The sequence below is a fragment of the Prevotella rectalis genome (genome assembly GCF_900607215.1).
Lineage (GTDB): Bacteria > Bacteroidota > Bacteroidia > Bacteroidales > Bacteroidaceae > Prevotella > Prevotella brunnea.
Genome location: NZ_LR027822.1, coordinates 293937 through 308816 on the forward strand (window position 1 = coordinate 293937; position 14880 = coordinate 308816).

The 14880-nt window shown below is 41.7% G+C and carries 13 protein-coding genes; 9 read left to right on the plus strand and 4 right to left on the minus strand.

Going from position 1 to position 14880, the window contains the following annotated elements; translation table 11 throughout:
• The first annotated feature begins 508 nt into the window (after positions 1-508).
• The 4 genes from E0E16_RS09615 (at position 509) to E0E16_RS09630 (ending at position 4144) form a co-directional block, all read left to right on the plus strand.
• Positions 509-1228 carry a Bax inhibitor-1/YccA family protein gene (locus E0E16_RS09615; protein ID WP_130830129.1) on the plus strand — a complete coding sequence of 240 codons (720 nt, stop codon included), beginning with the start codon at positions 509-511 and terminating at the stop codon, positions 1226-1228.
• A 185-nt stretch (positions 1229-1413) separates the two neighbouring features.
• Positions 1414-1896 (plus strand): arginine repressor, encoded by a 483-nt coding sequence (locus E0E16_RS09620; RefSeq protein WP_130830130.1) that lies wholly within the window; start codon positions 1414-1416, stop codon positions 1894-1896.
• Positions 1893-2102 (plus strand): PspC domain-containing protein, encoded by a 210-nt coding sequence (locus E0E16_RS09625; protein WP_130830131.1) that lies wholly within the window; start codon positions 1893-1895, stop codon positions 2100-2102. Before E0E16_RS09620 ends, E0E16_RS09625 begins: the two co-directional genes overlap by 4 nt.
• Before the next feature lie 1043 nt (positions 2103-3145).
• Positions 3146-4144: an NAD(P)-dependent alcohol dehydrogenase gene (locus E0E16_RS09630; RefSeq protein ID WP_305000471.1), complete on the plus strand. Its 999-nt coding sequence runs from the start codon at positions 3146-3148 to the stop codon at positions 4142-4144.
• A gap of 273 nt (positions 4145-4417) precedes the next feature.
• Here the strand turns inward: E0E16_RS09630 and E0E16_RS09635 are convergent, their stop codons facing one another.
• The 3 genes from E0E16_RS09635 to kbl all read right to left on the minus strand — a co-directional run bounded on the left by E0E16_RS09635 (position 4418) and on the right by kbl (position 7894).
• On the minus strand, positions 4418-5842 hold the full coding sequence (locus E0E16_RS09635; protein WP_130830133.1) for a hypothetical protein: 1425 nt from the start codon (positions 5840-5842) through the stop codon (positions 4418-4420).
• Positions 5839-6309, minus strand: coding sequence for a T9SS type A sorting domain-containing protein (locus tag E0E16_RS09640; protein WP_130830134.1), 471 nt, complete (start codon positions 6307-6309; stop codon positions 5839-5841). The genes E0E16_RS09635 and E0E16_RS09640 overlap by 4 nt, the downstream gene beginning before the upstream one ends.
• A 397-nt stretch (positions 6310-6706) precedes the next feature.
• Positions 6707-7894, minus strand: coding sequence for a glycine C-acetyltransferase (gene kbl / locus E0E16_RS09645; protein WP_130830135.1), 1188 nt, complete (start codon positions 7892-7894; stop codon positions 6707-6709).
• A 183-nt stretch (positions 7895-8077) separates the two neighbouring features.
• Between kbl and E0E16_RS09650 the strand changes: the two genes are divergently transcribed.
• The 5 genes from E0E16_RS09650 (at position 8078) to E0E16_RS09665 (ending at position 13535) form a co-directional block, all read left to right on the plus strand.
• Positions 8078-9031: an NAD-dependent epimerase/dehydratase family protein gene (locus E0E16_RS09650; protein ID WP_130830136.1), complete on the plus strand. Its 954-nt coding sequence runs from the start codon at positions 8078-8080 to the stop codon at positions 9029-9031.
• Between the two features lie 666 nt (positions 9032-9697).
• Positions 9698-9862 (plus strand): hypothetical protein, encoded by a 165-nt coding sequence (locus tag E0E16_RS13640; RefSeq protein WP_165444225.1) that lies wholly within the window; start codon positions 9698-9700, stop codon positions 9860-9862.
• Positions 9863-9888: 26 nt separating this feature from the next.
• The gene (locus E0E16_RS14830) at positions 9889-10152 is read left to right on the plus strand and encodes a DUF1573 domain-containing protein (RefSeq protein ID WP_369406426.1); all 264 of its coding nucleotides are present in this window, start codon (positions 9889-9891) and stop codon (positions 10150-10152) included.
• A gap of 115 nt (positions 10153-10267) precedes the next feature.
• Positions 10268-10996 carry a GLPGLI family protein gene (locus E0E16_RS09660; protein ID WP_130830138.1) on the plus strand — a complete coding sequence of 243 codons (729 nt, stop codon included), beginning with the start codon at positions 10268-10270 and terminating at the stop codon, positions 10994-10996.
• 4 nt (positions 10997-11000) lie between these two features.
• The gene (locus E0E16_RS09665) at positions 11001-13535 is read left to right on the plus strand and encodes a carboxypeptidase-like regulatory domain-containing protein (protein WP_130830139.1); all 2535 of its coding nucleotides are present in this window, start codon (positions 11001-11003) and stop codon (positions 13533-13535) included.
• Positions 13536-14124: 589 nt separating this feature from the next.
• Here E0E16_RS09665 and E0E16_RS09670 read toward each other — a convergent pair.
• Positions 14125-14880, minus strand: a 756-nt coding sequence (locus E0E16_RS09670; RefSeq protein WP_181951336.1) for an IS256 family transposase, incomplete at its 5' end; no start/stop codon positions are given.

Genomic DNA, 14880 nt, shown 5'->3' on the forward strand with positions numbered 1-14880 from the left:
GAAGATAAAAAAAATTGAACGGTTCGTTTCTTTACCCATCCACCGACCAATAAAAAAATATCGGCGGCGGACGCTTCTTCTTGTACTACTTCTCTGTCTATGTAAATCTTTTCAAAGAACGATTTTAATGCCATCGCAAAAACGCCTCGTGGCGTATTTCTTGAAAGCGAGTGCAAAGATAATGCAATAATTCACAACCACCAAATATTTTCAAGGAAAAATTTTAGAAATAAGTAAAATAAAATAAAGAATTGATATAAATCAAGAGATGGAAGAAGATACACCTTATATATAGGTACTTAGGTATTTTACATGAAATCGATTCCTGTCCGGTAAGAAATAAATTAATGTAAAAATCATTATTATATTTGCTAATATCTCTACTTTATTTTATATTTGCATTTAATATGGCATGAGCTTTGCAAGTCATAACCAAGCGCATATTCGCATTTTCAGTCTTATCGACAAGTAAAAAATATGAACAACAAATAAACAAACGATATAAATTATGAAATTCAACGATTATTCAAGAACTATCAACGATCGCGACCGTGATTTAGAGCTTAGTCGCTCTTTTCCCCTATTGATGCGCAAAGTATATACATGGATGACAATGGCACTTGTCATCACCGGCATCATAGCTTACGGCGTAAGTACCTCAAAGTCCATGATGACCATGCTCTACACAAGCATAACGCCGCTCATCATTGCCGCGATAGCAGAGATTGGCATTGTCATCTATCTCTCATCACGCATCCACAAATTATCCCTTGTCGCCGCAACCGGTTGGTTCATCATATTCTCAGCGATCAACGGATTGACCATGGGCTGGATATTTGCCGCATTTACCATTGCTTCCATTGCAAAGACTTTCTTCGTTACGGCAGGCACATTTGGTGCAATGGCACTAATAGGTTCCACAACGAAGAAAGACATGACCAAGATGGGAGGCATTTTACTGATGGCACTGATAGGTTTGATCATTGCGGGAGTGGTGAACCTGTTTTTGCGAAGTTCGATGATGGACTTAATTGTAAGTGGTTTAGGAGTGCTGATTTTTACCGGTCTTACAGCTTGGGATGCTCAAATGATAAAGCGCATGTTAATGAATGCCCCTGACGCAGGAGAGAGCGCACAAAAGATAGCTTTACTTGGTTCGCTAAGCCTATATCTTGATTTCATCAATTTATTCCTCTATTTGCTTCGCTTCTTTGGGAATAGAGAGTAAACAAGACAACCCATTAGTTCCAAATCGGTCATTAGATTATTCAACCCTGTCATTCCGTTGTTTTTCCAATGACCGATTTGCGTAGAAGGTATTTTTATTATTCTCCTATCTTTTAAAGCAAAAGACTTGCATAATAGAAATTTATTGTATAAATTTGCAAAAACAATCGAATAACTATACAAGGAATGAAAGTAAAGACCAGCAGATTGGAAACATTGAAGATGCTCATCTCCAGCATGGAACTCAGTTCGCAAGAAGAGGTTCTTAAAGAGCTGGAGAAAGAGGGTTATAAACTGACTCAAGCCACCCTAAGTCGCGATCTTAAGCAATTGAAAGTTGCCAAAGCCGCATCGATGAATGGGAAATATGTTTATGTATTGCCTAACGAGACAATGTACAAGCGCGTTACGATGCCAAGGAAAGCAACCGACATGCTGCGCAGCAGCGGTTTCGTCTCCATTAATTTTTCCGGACAGCTTGCGGTCATGAAGACCCGACCGGGATATGCCAGTGCTATTGCCTATAATCTCGACAACAGCGACTTGCCGGAAGTTCTCGGTACGATTGCAGGCGACGACACCATTTTCATCGCTACCAAAGAGGGATGTTCTCGCCAAGATGTTATTGATTCATTGTCATATATAATTCCGGAAATAGTAGAATCATGAATTTTGATACTAAACGACGTCTAACTCGTTCTTTCAAAGATACGAAAGTAGCAGGGGTGTGTGGTGGAATCGCAAAATACTTAGATCTCGATTCCACGGCGGTCAGAGCCTTGTATGCAACCCTTACCCTTTTTAGCGGGGCTTTCCCGGGTATTTTGCTCTATGTCATTTTATGGGCAATCATGCCAATTGAAAACGAATATTAGCACTTCCTTTACGCATTCTTGCGATGAGAGCGCGATAAATTCCGATGGTCAGGAAAGGAACCATAAACCCAAATCGGTCGTTAGGATTTCTCGGTGTTATATGGCAGTGAGAAATTCTTTATCTTTTCCCAATGGTGTCCTAATCATCACGAAATTATATTACAAAAACCACGTTCGCAACACGCCTCTTAACCTATTGATAATCAAGATAATATTTATTGCGATTTAAAAGCTTAGCTTTTGCGCTCCAATTCATGACCTTTTGCATTGCAAAAGCTTACCTTTTGGAAAGCAAAAGCTAAGCTTTGGATAGATGAATGAAGAAAATTTAGGACACTCTCGTATAGCCGGGAAGGATTGTCGCGTTTTCAATGCCCCGGCTAAGCAAAGAATATGATTGGCTTTTGTCTTGCCCGGACAGACAGGTAGCGACATGAATTCATTGCGTATGGGTTTTAGTTGGTAAATTGCTGAATAACAAACATCTATAATTGAATATTTCTAATGGTGGTCATTAGAAGAAAGAACCAAAGTGGTTGCTAATGACCAATTTGGGATAAAGTCAGATTTGAGGAATTTTTCGCTTCTCCCAAACAAATTTACACACCAAGAAGATGCTCATCTCCGACTTCTGAAAATAAGTCCAATATCTCGAATCAATTTCATTCAACATTTTCATGCCACAAAGAAATGAATGGAACAAAATGGGATATGCGACTGCCCTCAACGATCACAGTTCACGATGAGCCACCATTTAGTATTCCTCTTTGAAAAGCAGAGATTACATTCACGCATGCTAAGCAAAATAATTATCTTTTTTCTCTTAATAAATTTGGAAGTTAAATTAGGATTCCATATATTTGCGCTGTCACTTTTTATCATTTTTCAACAAAAACAAGCTGATGAATAATGAAATAAAAGCGAGTTGAATAAATTACTATATCTAACAATCACCTAAAACAAAAGTCATTATGAAAGCGTATGCAATGCTTGGCCTCAACAAGGCCGGATGGATTGAGAAGGAAAGACCCGCATGTGGTCCAATGGATGCAATTGTAAAGCCTTTGGCAGTTGCGCCTTGTACATCTGACGTTCACACCGTATGGGAGGGAGCCATTGGCGACCGTAAGGACATGATTCTCGGCCACGAAGCTACGGGTGAGGTAGTGGAAGTGGGTTCGATGGTAAAAGATTTCAAACCTGGCGACCGTGTTATCGTTCCTGCAATTACACCAGACTGGAACTCACTCGAAGCACAGAACGGTTTTTCCATGCACTCTGGCGGAATGCTGGCAGGCTGGAAGTTCTCCAACTTCAAGGATGGTGTCTTTGCAGAGTATTTCCACGTTAATGATGCCGACGGTAACTTGGCACTCATTCCTGAAGGCATGGATCCGGTTGCTGCAACAATGCTCTCCGACATGGTTCCTACTGGCTTCCATGGGGTTGAACTCGCAGACGTGAAATTTGGTGACGAAGTGCTTGTTATTGGTATCGGTCCTGTTGGTTTGATGGCAGTTGCCGGAACAGCCCTCAGAGGTGCATCCAACATCTATGCCGTAGGTAGCCGACCTGTTTGTGCAGCTGCTGCAAAGGCTTACGGTGCAACAGAAATCATCGACTACCACAATGGTCCTATTGCCCAACAAGTTATGGAACGCACCAACGGTAAGGGCGTTGACCGCGTTGTTATCGCCGGTGGTACTGTTGATACATTTGCAGAGGCAGTCGCTGTATTGAAGCCGGGCGGTGTCATCGGTAATGTGAACTACCTTGGCAGCGGTGAGTTTGTAAAGATTCCACGCGTTGAATGGGGTGTAGGTATGGGGCACAAGACCATCAGAGGCGGTTTGATGCCCGGTGGAAGACTACGTATGGAGAAATTGGCAAAGCTCGTTACTTCAGGACGCCTTGATCTTAAGCACCTCATTACCCACCGTTTCAACGGTTTCGAGCACATGGAAGAGGCCCTCTTGCTGATGAAGGATAAACCAAGGGATTTGATTAAGCCAGTAGTTGTTCTCGCAGAAGATCTCTATTAAGGATTAATCAGTGGACGACTGCTGTTCGTCAGCAACGCTCAACCTATACGATAAGCAATGGCAAGCACAGTGTAGTTACTACACATGCTTGCCATTTTTCTGTTGGTGGGAAACCGGCTGACATTTTTCTGTTCAGAACCGTCATGGGCAAGAGACAAGAAAGTAAGCAATCATTAGGCTATGCTCATGCCGAACATCGCAAAACAACCCTTATATGAAACCAAACATATAAGGGTTGTTCTAGTACGTTACAAGGTAGTCGATAACGGAAACTTACGGTTTTACTTCATTGGGCATAAAGGATACAGAGAACCAACCATATTGGTAAAGATCGTTGATATCGAATTGTGCCATCACATCGTTTTTAAAATCTACATAAGTTGGCAACACACTGGCATCAGGTCTATACTCATACCCCTTATTAGTAAGCATATCCGTAAGGTAAGGAGAGCGAATGACAAGTTTGTCGAACGTAACTACAATAACAGCGGCATATTTTCCTCCATCTTCTATCAATATAATTTTCGGAAAATCATCCGATGTAGTGTTAATTACCTTTCCCATCTCATTAGGTTCCTCACTCTTAAAATAAGGCAGTTTACGATATTCCACCATTATCTCATCAATGGTTTTCTTTCCAAACTCAATGATGGGCATTGGGAAATCAACCGTCAATGGTGGAACCTGACCATCCAAATCATTGTAAGCATAGTGCATTTGCGGAGTGAAAGTAGCTGCTCCCTCTGGTTTTGTCATAAGAACATAGCATGCCGATTTCAGCTTATCGCTATAGTAAATAACATCCTTGTCCGAATTCGTCAATCCGGTATATCTGTACCCCATCGTTTTGAGATATGCCGTAACTTCGGCAGGTGTAGGGATATTGTTTTTGTCCACGAGAATGGATGCCTCTTCCAGTTTTGATTTTGTTTTTACGTCAAACCAGTATTTTACGGCTATCCATTTCGGGTCTCCGGTATTGTAAACATATACCCCTTTATCAATCTTCGAAAGTGTGGTATTCAACTCATGCTTCATGCGTTTTTCAAAAAGTTGCATAAGTTCCACTGTGGCATATCTTCCATAATATGGCATCCATGTTGAAGTTTTCGGATCACTTAAAGTGGAGATACGTGTCCACGATGTAGATGACTCATCGTAAGGTCCATAATAATATTCAGCGGCACCATCTTCAATATTGACGAAGATCACCGTTTTAGCCTCATTGTTCAGATATACTTTCACATCTGAATTTTTCGATGCGTCAGGCTGCTCCGCAAATCCCTTAGAAGTAATAAAGCTCTCAAAGTCATTAACCTTTCCTTCTGGCAATTTACATTTGGAATATTTATACGTCCCCATATCATCGAAATTGTACACCCAGTTATAGGTTACTCCATTAACAATTTTAGAGAGATTGAGCTGCGTTGCCCCATTCTTTGTTACCGAGAAGCCATTGTTCTGTGCCGAGTTGAAGAGTTCATCGAGAGAAGCACCGAATTCGGCACTGGGCATCTCAAAACTATTCTGACTACCGGAAGTATTGCCATCACCAAAGAAGACCAAACTATCTATGTCTGCGGCATTGAAAACTTGTTTTTCTCCATTCTTATAAATATATACACCTTGAGCAGAAGCACATACCGCGGAGAGCAGAAAAACAAAAGTGAAAGCGAAAGAATTGATTATTTTTTTCATTTCTTGATAAATTTAGATGAGTAACGATTGGTTTTTACGATATAAATTCCTTTCTGGAAATTGTCGAGACGAATGGTAAGTCCACCCACATTGTCGGTCTGATAGCTATAACATAGTTTTCCCGACGTATCGAAAACACGTACCGATTCGCCTGCTTTAAATCCTGAAAGATGCATAGCATTGCCATAAAATCGCACGGTTTCGTTGGTAGAGTCAGCCACCTTTTGTTCTATGCTCGTTGGATCATCAAAGGTAATCTTTTTGACTTCTCCCGCGTTATAAACAATTTCCGATTTGGTTGTGGTAATTTTTACTTCCTCACTTCCCGGAATAACTTTTGGATGCTCCGCGAGACTGTACGTAACAGTTTCGCCCGATGTCAGCCACACAATAATATTGGTGACTTTTGCTTGCGTACTCAACGACAAAAGAAGAGTGAGCAAGAGAATAGGTACTTTTCTTGTCATAAGTTATAATTTAAGTGTTATTATAATAAAAACATTAAATATCGATGCAAATATACGTATAAAATCTAAAAACAAAAACTATTATTGAGATTTTTTCACAACAAGTAGTATCTAAAATCAATTGCCACAATATTTTCGTTTGTCTTTCAGTCATTCTTTTGGTTTGAAAAGGGAGTGTAGCGAGCTATTCAATCGATAAAAGACGGAAGAATGATAAAAAGAAAACGAGAAGATAGTAGCAGAGTAATATAAAAAACCAAGAAGGTATATACGTTTAATTTTGAGCACCTACTTAAATCGATAGATTATAATCGAGAGAAGGCATCCAAAAAGAAACCGCCCCATCCCCGATATTGGGGATAGAGCGGCATGAATATACATTTTATAACAATTCTGCTTACTTCAAAACGCCAAGTTCCTTGCCCACCTTGATAAAGGCAGCGATTGCCTTATCAAGTTGTTCACGTGTATGACCGGCAGAAAGCTGCACACGGATGCGAGCCTGCTCCTTCGGTACTACCGGATAGTAGAAACCGGTAACGTAAATGCCTTCTTCGAGCATCTTGGAAGCATAAACCTGAGACAACTTGGCATCATAGAGCATCACCGCGCAAATGGCACTCTGGGTTGGCTTGATATCGAAGCCGGCTGCCATCATCTTGTCGCGGAAGTAATTCACGTTCTCCACCAACTTATCGTGCAATTCATTGCTTTCCTTCAGCATCTTGAACACCTCGAGGCTGGCACCGATAATGCTTGGCGCCAAAGAGTTAGAGAAGAGATAAGGACGACTGCGCTGACGCAAGAGATCGATAATTTCCTTACGACCCGTGGTGAAACCTCCCAATGCGCCACCAAAGGCTTTACCCAGTGTGCCGGTATAAATATCAATGCGATCGTAAGTGTTGCAGAGTTCGCTCACACCGTGTCCGGTAGCACCGACCACACCGGCAGAGTGCGACTCATCAACCATTACGAGTGCGTCGTATTTCTCGGCGAGGTCGCAAATCTTATCCATCGGGGCAACATTGCCATCCATTGAGAACACACCGTCGGTAACGATGATGCGGAATCGCTGTGCCTGTGCTTCTTTGAGACATTTTTCCAAATCAGCCATATCGGCATTGGCATAACGATAACGCTTAGCCTTACAAAGGCGAACACCATCAATGATTGAAGCGTGGTTAAGAGAGTCGGAGATGATTGTGTCCTGATCGGTCAATAAAGGTTCAAAAACACCGCCATTGGCATCGAAACAAGCCGCGTAGAGGATAGTGTCTTCCGTTTTGAAGTAATCGGAAATAGCAGCTTCCAATTGCTTGTGAATATCCTGTGTACCGCAGATGAAGCGTACTGACGACATACCAAAGCCGCGAGCGTCCATCATTTTCTTGGAGCCTTCAATCAGGCGTGGGTGATTTGACAAACCGAGATAGTTGTTTGCGCAGAAATTAAGTACTTCTTTGCCTTTCACGGTAATGGCAGCCTGTTGAGGACTTTCAATAATGCGTTCTTCCTTGTAGAGACCTGCTTCTTTGATTTCTGCGAGGGTATCGCAGAGATGTTGTTTCATTTTACCATACATAACACTAGATTTTAAAATTTACAACTGCAAAGTAAGTCATATTTTTTGAGAAAATAGACGGTTACATAGGTATTTTTCATCGGAACGGCTAATTTTATACAACATTAATACTTTTATTTTATAAACTAATCGAAAAAGTGTTTAACTTTGCGCCAACGTAATCCAAATCAGTAAAATAATAATATGAAAAATGTATTGGTAATCGGTTCTACCGGTCAAATCGGGTCTGAACTGACAAGAGAGTTAAGAAAGCGTTACGGAAACGAGCACGTTGTGGCAGGCTATATCAAAGGCGCAGAGCCCACAGGCGAACTCAAGGAAAGCGGTCCTTTCGCTGAATGCGACGTTACCAACCCGGAGATGCTCAACGAAGCTGTAAAAAAGCACAACATCGACACCATCTATAACCTCGCGGCACTCCTCTCCGTAGTTGCGGAAGGCAAGCCCCGATTGGCATGGAAAATCGGTATCGACGGGCTTTGGAACGTTTTGGAGGTGGCGCGCGAAAACAACTGCGCCGTATTTACGCCAAGTTCCATCGGCTCTTTCGGTCCGAACTCTCCCCACGACATGACACCACAGGATACCATTCAGCGTCCCATCACCATCTACGGCGTATCAAAAGTTACCACCGAGCTGTTGAGCGACTACTACCGCAAGAAGTATGGCGTGGACACACGTTCGGTACGTTTCCCGGGCTTGATTTCCTACGTAACGCCTCCCGGTGGTGGCACAACCGATTACGCTGTGGATATCTACTACTCTGCCGTGAAAGGCGAAAAGTTCGTCTGCCCCATCGCGAAAGGCACTTTCATGGACATGATGTACATGCCCGACGCATTGCACGCAGCTATCTCGCTGATGGAAGCCGACCCGTCGAAGCTCGTTCACTACAATGGTTTTAACATCGCATCCATGAGTTTTGAGCCGGAAATGATTTACAACGAAATCAAAAAGCACAAGCCAAACTTTGAAATGGTTTACGAGGTGAATCCACTGTTGCAGAACAACGCTGACAGCTGGCCCAACAGCCTCGACGACTCTTGTGCCCGTGCAGAATGGGGATGGAAACCTCAGTACGACCTCAAGAGCATGACCGTGGATATGCTTGAGCAACTCAGCAAGAAACTTCTGTAATTTATCCACCATTACAGGCTCAACCATAGTGGCTCGAAAGCAATCTGCCTTCGAGTCGCTTTTTGTATTCTCACTCTCAAAAAGTTGAGGATAGTGGAAATGAAACATATTGGCGAACAAGGAAATTCCAATCAGTCGTTAAGAAATAATATAATAAGATTTCACACGATAGGAATCATTGTCCACGTGCTTAGATATCGCGTCATAATACCCAAGCTTTTGGAAATCACATTGTAAGTAATTTATAATCAATGTTTATCGTATTAATATTTTCATTCTATTGATATGCCTGTCGGCACATTGCCAGCCTTTGATGTACGTAATATTCTTATAAAGAGCTTACATTAGTCAATTAGGACGTGTGCTAAAAAATCATTTAGAACACTATCAATGTTAAAAGTGTTAAAATATTTTTTGTTTACTATGTTTTACAATATTTTTGCATAACATTTAAATATAAATTTTAATATTTCTCTTATGAAAAAATCTATTTTATTATTTTTATGCTTATTTACTTTTAGTATAGCATCTAACGCTGCCGAGGAAGTTTCAACAAGATTCGTTGATGAAGTTATTTACAATTTTGAATAGGGAGATATCACCGAACTATCCTCAATAGAGCTTGATGAAAAATGTAAATCTGTAATTGAAAACACTATAGCCCAAGTGCCTGAACAAGAAAAAAATGTTTCTTGCACAATAAGCGTCAAAGTTTCTATACATTTCGTAGAAGTTACGATTAGCGTAACAGCTAAAGATTGTCAAAAAGCCCTAAAAGAGGTTCTAAAATCAATTAAAGCCGCAGAAAAAGAGTTAAGAAAAGCGCTCTAATGAATAGAAGAATTATCTTTTTCATAATGGTTTTGAAATCTTGTATAGTGCTATCTAGTCCTGTCATTCAAGTAAGGACAAGCCATTACGATTTCAAGACCATTTATGAAAACACTAATGCAATTGTGTCGTTCAAAATAAAAAACATTGGCAGCGATACACTCATAATTTCAAAAATTTATACCACCTGTTCTTGTACAACCTATAAATGCAATAATAATACCATTGCCCCAAACCAAGAAATCAATTTGGTAATACGGTATCATGCAGTTTTTTTTAGGGGCGTTTAAAGAGAGTATTATAATTTGTAGTAATGCCTCCCAAAAACCTCTTTTTTTAAAAATAAGAGGAAAAGTAAAAAAAAGAAAAGAAACAACTCTTTAAACACATAACTATGGAAATGAAATGACTAAAATTCTTTTTTTTAATATATTATTTATCTATAGTTTCCCACTTTTCGCGCAGAATTATCAAGCAGAATATTCCGAATTCGGAACTTTTAATCATGGTCATGCCACCTTATTATTCAATAAGGACGCGTGGTTCTATGATATGTTCTACCAGGAAGAGATGGAAATAAGCTCAGATGACATTTATATATCGGACGAAGAAGCCGAAGACAAATTAGACATCAGACGCTTCAACTATTACTCTCTCGACAAGAAATATTTTCTTTGGGAAGAAAGCGATATCTCGGAGAAGTGCGTTATCAAAGGCGACTTGGATCCCTTGAACTGGATCATTTTCAACGACAGCACCAAAACCATAGGTGGATACCACTGCATGTTGGCACAATGCGATTTGTGCGGCTGGAACATAAAAGCATGGTTCACGCCGGAAATTCCCGTTGGATGCGGTCCGTGGCGACTATGGGGACTACCGGGATTGATTGTTTCCGCCTTTTCCTCCGACGGTGAGATTGACATACAAATGACTTCGATGAAACAAACCGCTGAATTGCCACAAGAACCCGACCTAAAGAAAAGAAAGGTGATAAGCAAAGAGGTTTATCGGAAGCGTTTGGAGGCCAATGCTGCGAAGTTGGCAAGAGCCTTCAACAGCCAACAGGACAGTCGTGAGGCTTCCACATCTTACGAGGTTAAGACCAACAACACAGATAAATGCCTGAGATAAATTGATGAAAACCGCTTGGCGTCTTCTGTTATTCATACTGCTCTCCCTATCGGCAACATCTTCGTTGAAAGCCCAAACCACCGGCTATGTAAGAAATGAAGATGGAAAATCCGTTGCACATGCCTATGTTCTTGTTTACGATAAGGGCAACAAATTGTTATCTTTCGCGACAACTGACAACAACGGATTTTTCGCTTTGGGCAAAGCGATAATAAAACCGGGCAGACGCATCGTGATAAGATGTTTAGGTTACCGAGAAGAGCAAATCAAGACAGACAAAGCCACCAGCACACCGTTCCATGTTATTTTGCGAAGAGAGGAGATAGGGTTGAAAGAAGTGGTGGTGAGTGCCAAGCCCATTCGGGAATACAACGACACAACACAATTTTTGGTGAGTGCTTTCACCGATGGCATGGAAAAGAACGTGGAGGAAATGCTGAAAAAACTTCCCGGCATAGAGGTGGACAACAACGGAGACATAGCCTACAGGGGAAAACACATCAGCAAAATCACACTTGACCACGCCGATATGTTCGGAACAAACTATAAGACTGCAAGCAAGACCATTCCCGCTAAGTTCATAGGAACAGTGGAAGTGATAAAAAACTATCAAGAAAACAGACAATTGAAAGACGTGCAACGCTCCAACGACATGATACTAAATTTGTCTTTGAAATCGGACATGCGGTTGCAAAAGCCTGTTGGACAAATGGAAATGGGAGGTGGATATAGACATCGTTACAACGAGGTGGGCAACCTGTTACTGATGAACAAAAAATTCAAGTTATACGACGCAATGGGCTTCTCGAACATCAGGTCCTCTCAGTTCGCCTCCTTTGAGGACCTGATACGACTGGACTCCGCGGAGATTGTTGGCGATCACCTGTACAACTTCGCCCATCGCGACAACATCGATTATGCGGAGCAGAAATCGGAATACAACAGCCTCAACATGGTTTGGCAACCTAAAAAGGCACTGACAATCAGCAGCCAATTCAATGTGGAGAAGAATCGTTATCAGACGGAAAGTCGGGAAGAGACCTCATATTTCAATAACGCTGTAAAGATAGACATTTACACTTTTCTAAAGAACAGTCCCATATGGCTAAACAACAACTTTCAGATAAAATACGACCTGTGCCCGACCACGACCCTAACCTTACTGGGAAAGATTGTCCATGCCAACAAGAAAGTGAACAACAAGTTTACGGAAGACATGTCTTCAGCCTTTGCGACACAAACAAAAGCCACCTACGTGGAAGGAAAGATAAATCTATCTCACGCTTTCAAAAACAAGGCGGCCGTTATCATCAGCAACACTACCATGGGTAATCGCGACAACCAGTCGTTTGGCTTCAATAACTCCATATACGGCATCTGTCAAAATTTCAATCATCAGGACGTTCTTAACCTTTTTTCCATACAGTATTACAAGAAAGAAAGGGGATGGGCGTGGAATGTGGAAACGGGACAGAACTACAGAAAAGAACGCGCAACGCTTACCCACGATTCTTTCGACAATCAGGTAAAATACAACGAACATTTATTATTTACCAAGGGCGATATTACTTTTCATCTTGGAAAATCAAGAATAGAACTTAAAACCCTCTTGGGATATTGGCAACAAAAACTCATCGACACATCAGGCAAGAACACAAAATCGGAAAGAATGAGAATAGAGCCCGAACTATTGTTCGAGGGGGACTGGGGAAGGCATTACCTCTCTCTATCATGCGACTACACGCAAGGGAAGATAATGCCGACAGAATATCTCGGACGATATACCGACTATCGCGAATACACAGAGCCGGCATCATTCGTAAACGATCATACGGGAGATTTTCACATCAATTCTCTTTACAGATATTCTCCGTCAGTAAGAACTTCAATATTAGCCATTTACAATTACAGTCTGTCGCAAAACAATTGGGTGGATGCCATCCGTATCACGGAGAACATGGATTATATCTTGCCCACAGAAGTAAAAAACAACAGAACACATTTCGGAAATCTGTCGGTAAGTCATTACATCGATACCATCCGACAAGGTTTCAAGCTCTCCGCAAGCATCAATAAAAATTCTTTTCAGACTGAATATGAGGATAATGGATCGCGGAACGTAAATTCCGTTTCCGTCCATTCCACGCTTTCGCTGCGCTCTGCCTTCTCCGGTTGGTTCAATTATGTTATGGGTGCGCGCTATACCTTCAGCTCTGTCTCCGGCATCGGCAGTAAACCTTCACGAACACGTGATTATTCGTTTTACCAAGACCTGATTGGATCTTTCGGAAAGAACTTAAAAGTGAAATTTACATTCGATGAGCACTTTTTGGGACGCAATCACACGTTCTATTTATTCGTAAGACCTTACTTGAGCTACGGATTACCGAAGAAGGACATCACTTTGACGCTCACGACTTACAACATTTTCAACAACAAAAACATCAGAGAGTACAACGTTACTGCCATTTCGTCATCGGAATATTATTATAAGATAGTACCCACATACTGCCTTCTCAGCGTTAGTTTCAGGTATTGAACCAATCGTCTGAACCATTCTCAAGCTGTCTCGTGCCTCTTGTCTCACGAAAAAATAAAAAAATTGGGCAGAAGGTAAATGTTATTCATAAAAGGCATTTACCCTCCTACTTTTCACATTTACCAACCTCCCACACCACCGTACGTATCGTTCGACATACGGCGGTTTCATGCTTTTACACCTCACGGTGTGTGGCAAGCTTTTTTCAGCCATCCCTTCAGATTTCACCTCATGATGAACACCCTTTCCCTTGGCTATGTAATTCCCGCTATTGGGACTTACTCGGGGCTTGCACCCATTAAACAATGCTCATGCCGAGCGTACAAAACGTCTCTATAGAGATGCTGACAACGTCTCTATAGAGGCGTAACATACATCTCTATAGAGGCGTAGAGTATGTCTCTATAGAGGCGTAACATACCTCTCTATAGAGGCGTTGAGCATCAATAGTGTCCTAAATATTTTTTTGTATGGCAGACGGTTGATAGCGAACATTCGACTTGCCCGGCACCATAAAATTACATTACAAAAACCGTATTGGAGACACATTTTGTAATCTATTGAGGTAGTGTCCTTAAAAGTGTGTAATTCATCTTTCCTTTCTCTGTACTTCCACTGTTATTTTATTCTTTTCTTTCCAGTTCTTGAATTGATATATTCTCCTTTCATATGTCGTCTTTGTTTCCTCCATCGCCACGGCCGCCAGGAGGAAGATGACGGACTTCTCTGATGGCATGGATGTTCTCATTTGGATGGTTCTCCTGTACTTCCTGTTGAGCCTTTCAATCCAGTTGGTCGTATATATGCACCTCTGCACTTGGGCCGGGAAGTCCATATACGTGAAGTAGGCACAGTTGCGTTCGGTCTTGTACTTTCTTAGTGCAGGATATTTCCTTTCCCATTTCTCGACAAAGGTAATGAATTGTTCGTATCCCTGCAAGGAATTCATCTCGTTGTTCTCCAATTGGAACACCTCACTGAGCTGCTGCGCCATTACTGGTTTGTCTTTATGTGATGCGCCGCTGAGTATCTGTCGCTTGACGTGTGCCACGCAGAACTGGTGTGCGGCACCTGGAAAGGCTGCACAGACGGCATTCTCTATTCCTTGCAATGCATCGGAAACGACTAAGTCTATCTGTTCGACGCCTCTTTGCTTCAAGGCCTCAAGCTCGTCTTTCCAGCACAGAGCCCCTTCTGTGGGATGATTGACAACCGTGAGCACCTCCCTGCTGCCGTCTTCCAATACCCCCAGAATGGTATAGTAGGCCTCCTTGGACACCTGTCTGTCCCTACGGGTGGAAATAAAGGTGGCGTCGATATAGACGGCTAAATAGTGGGAGGAAAG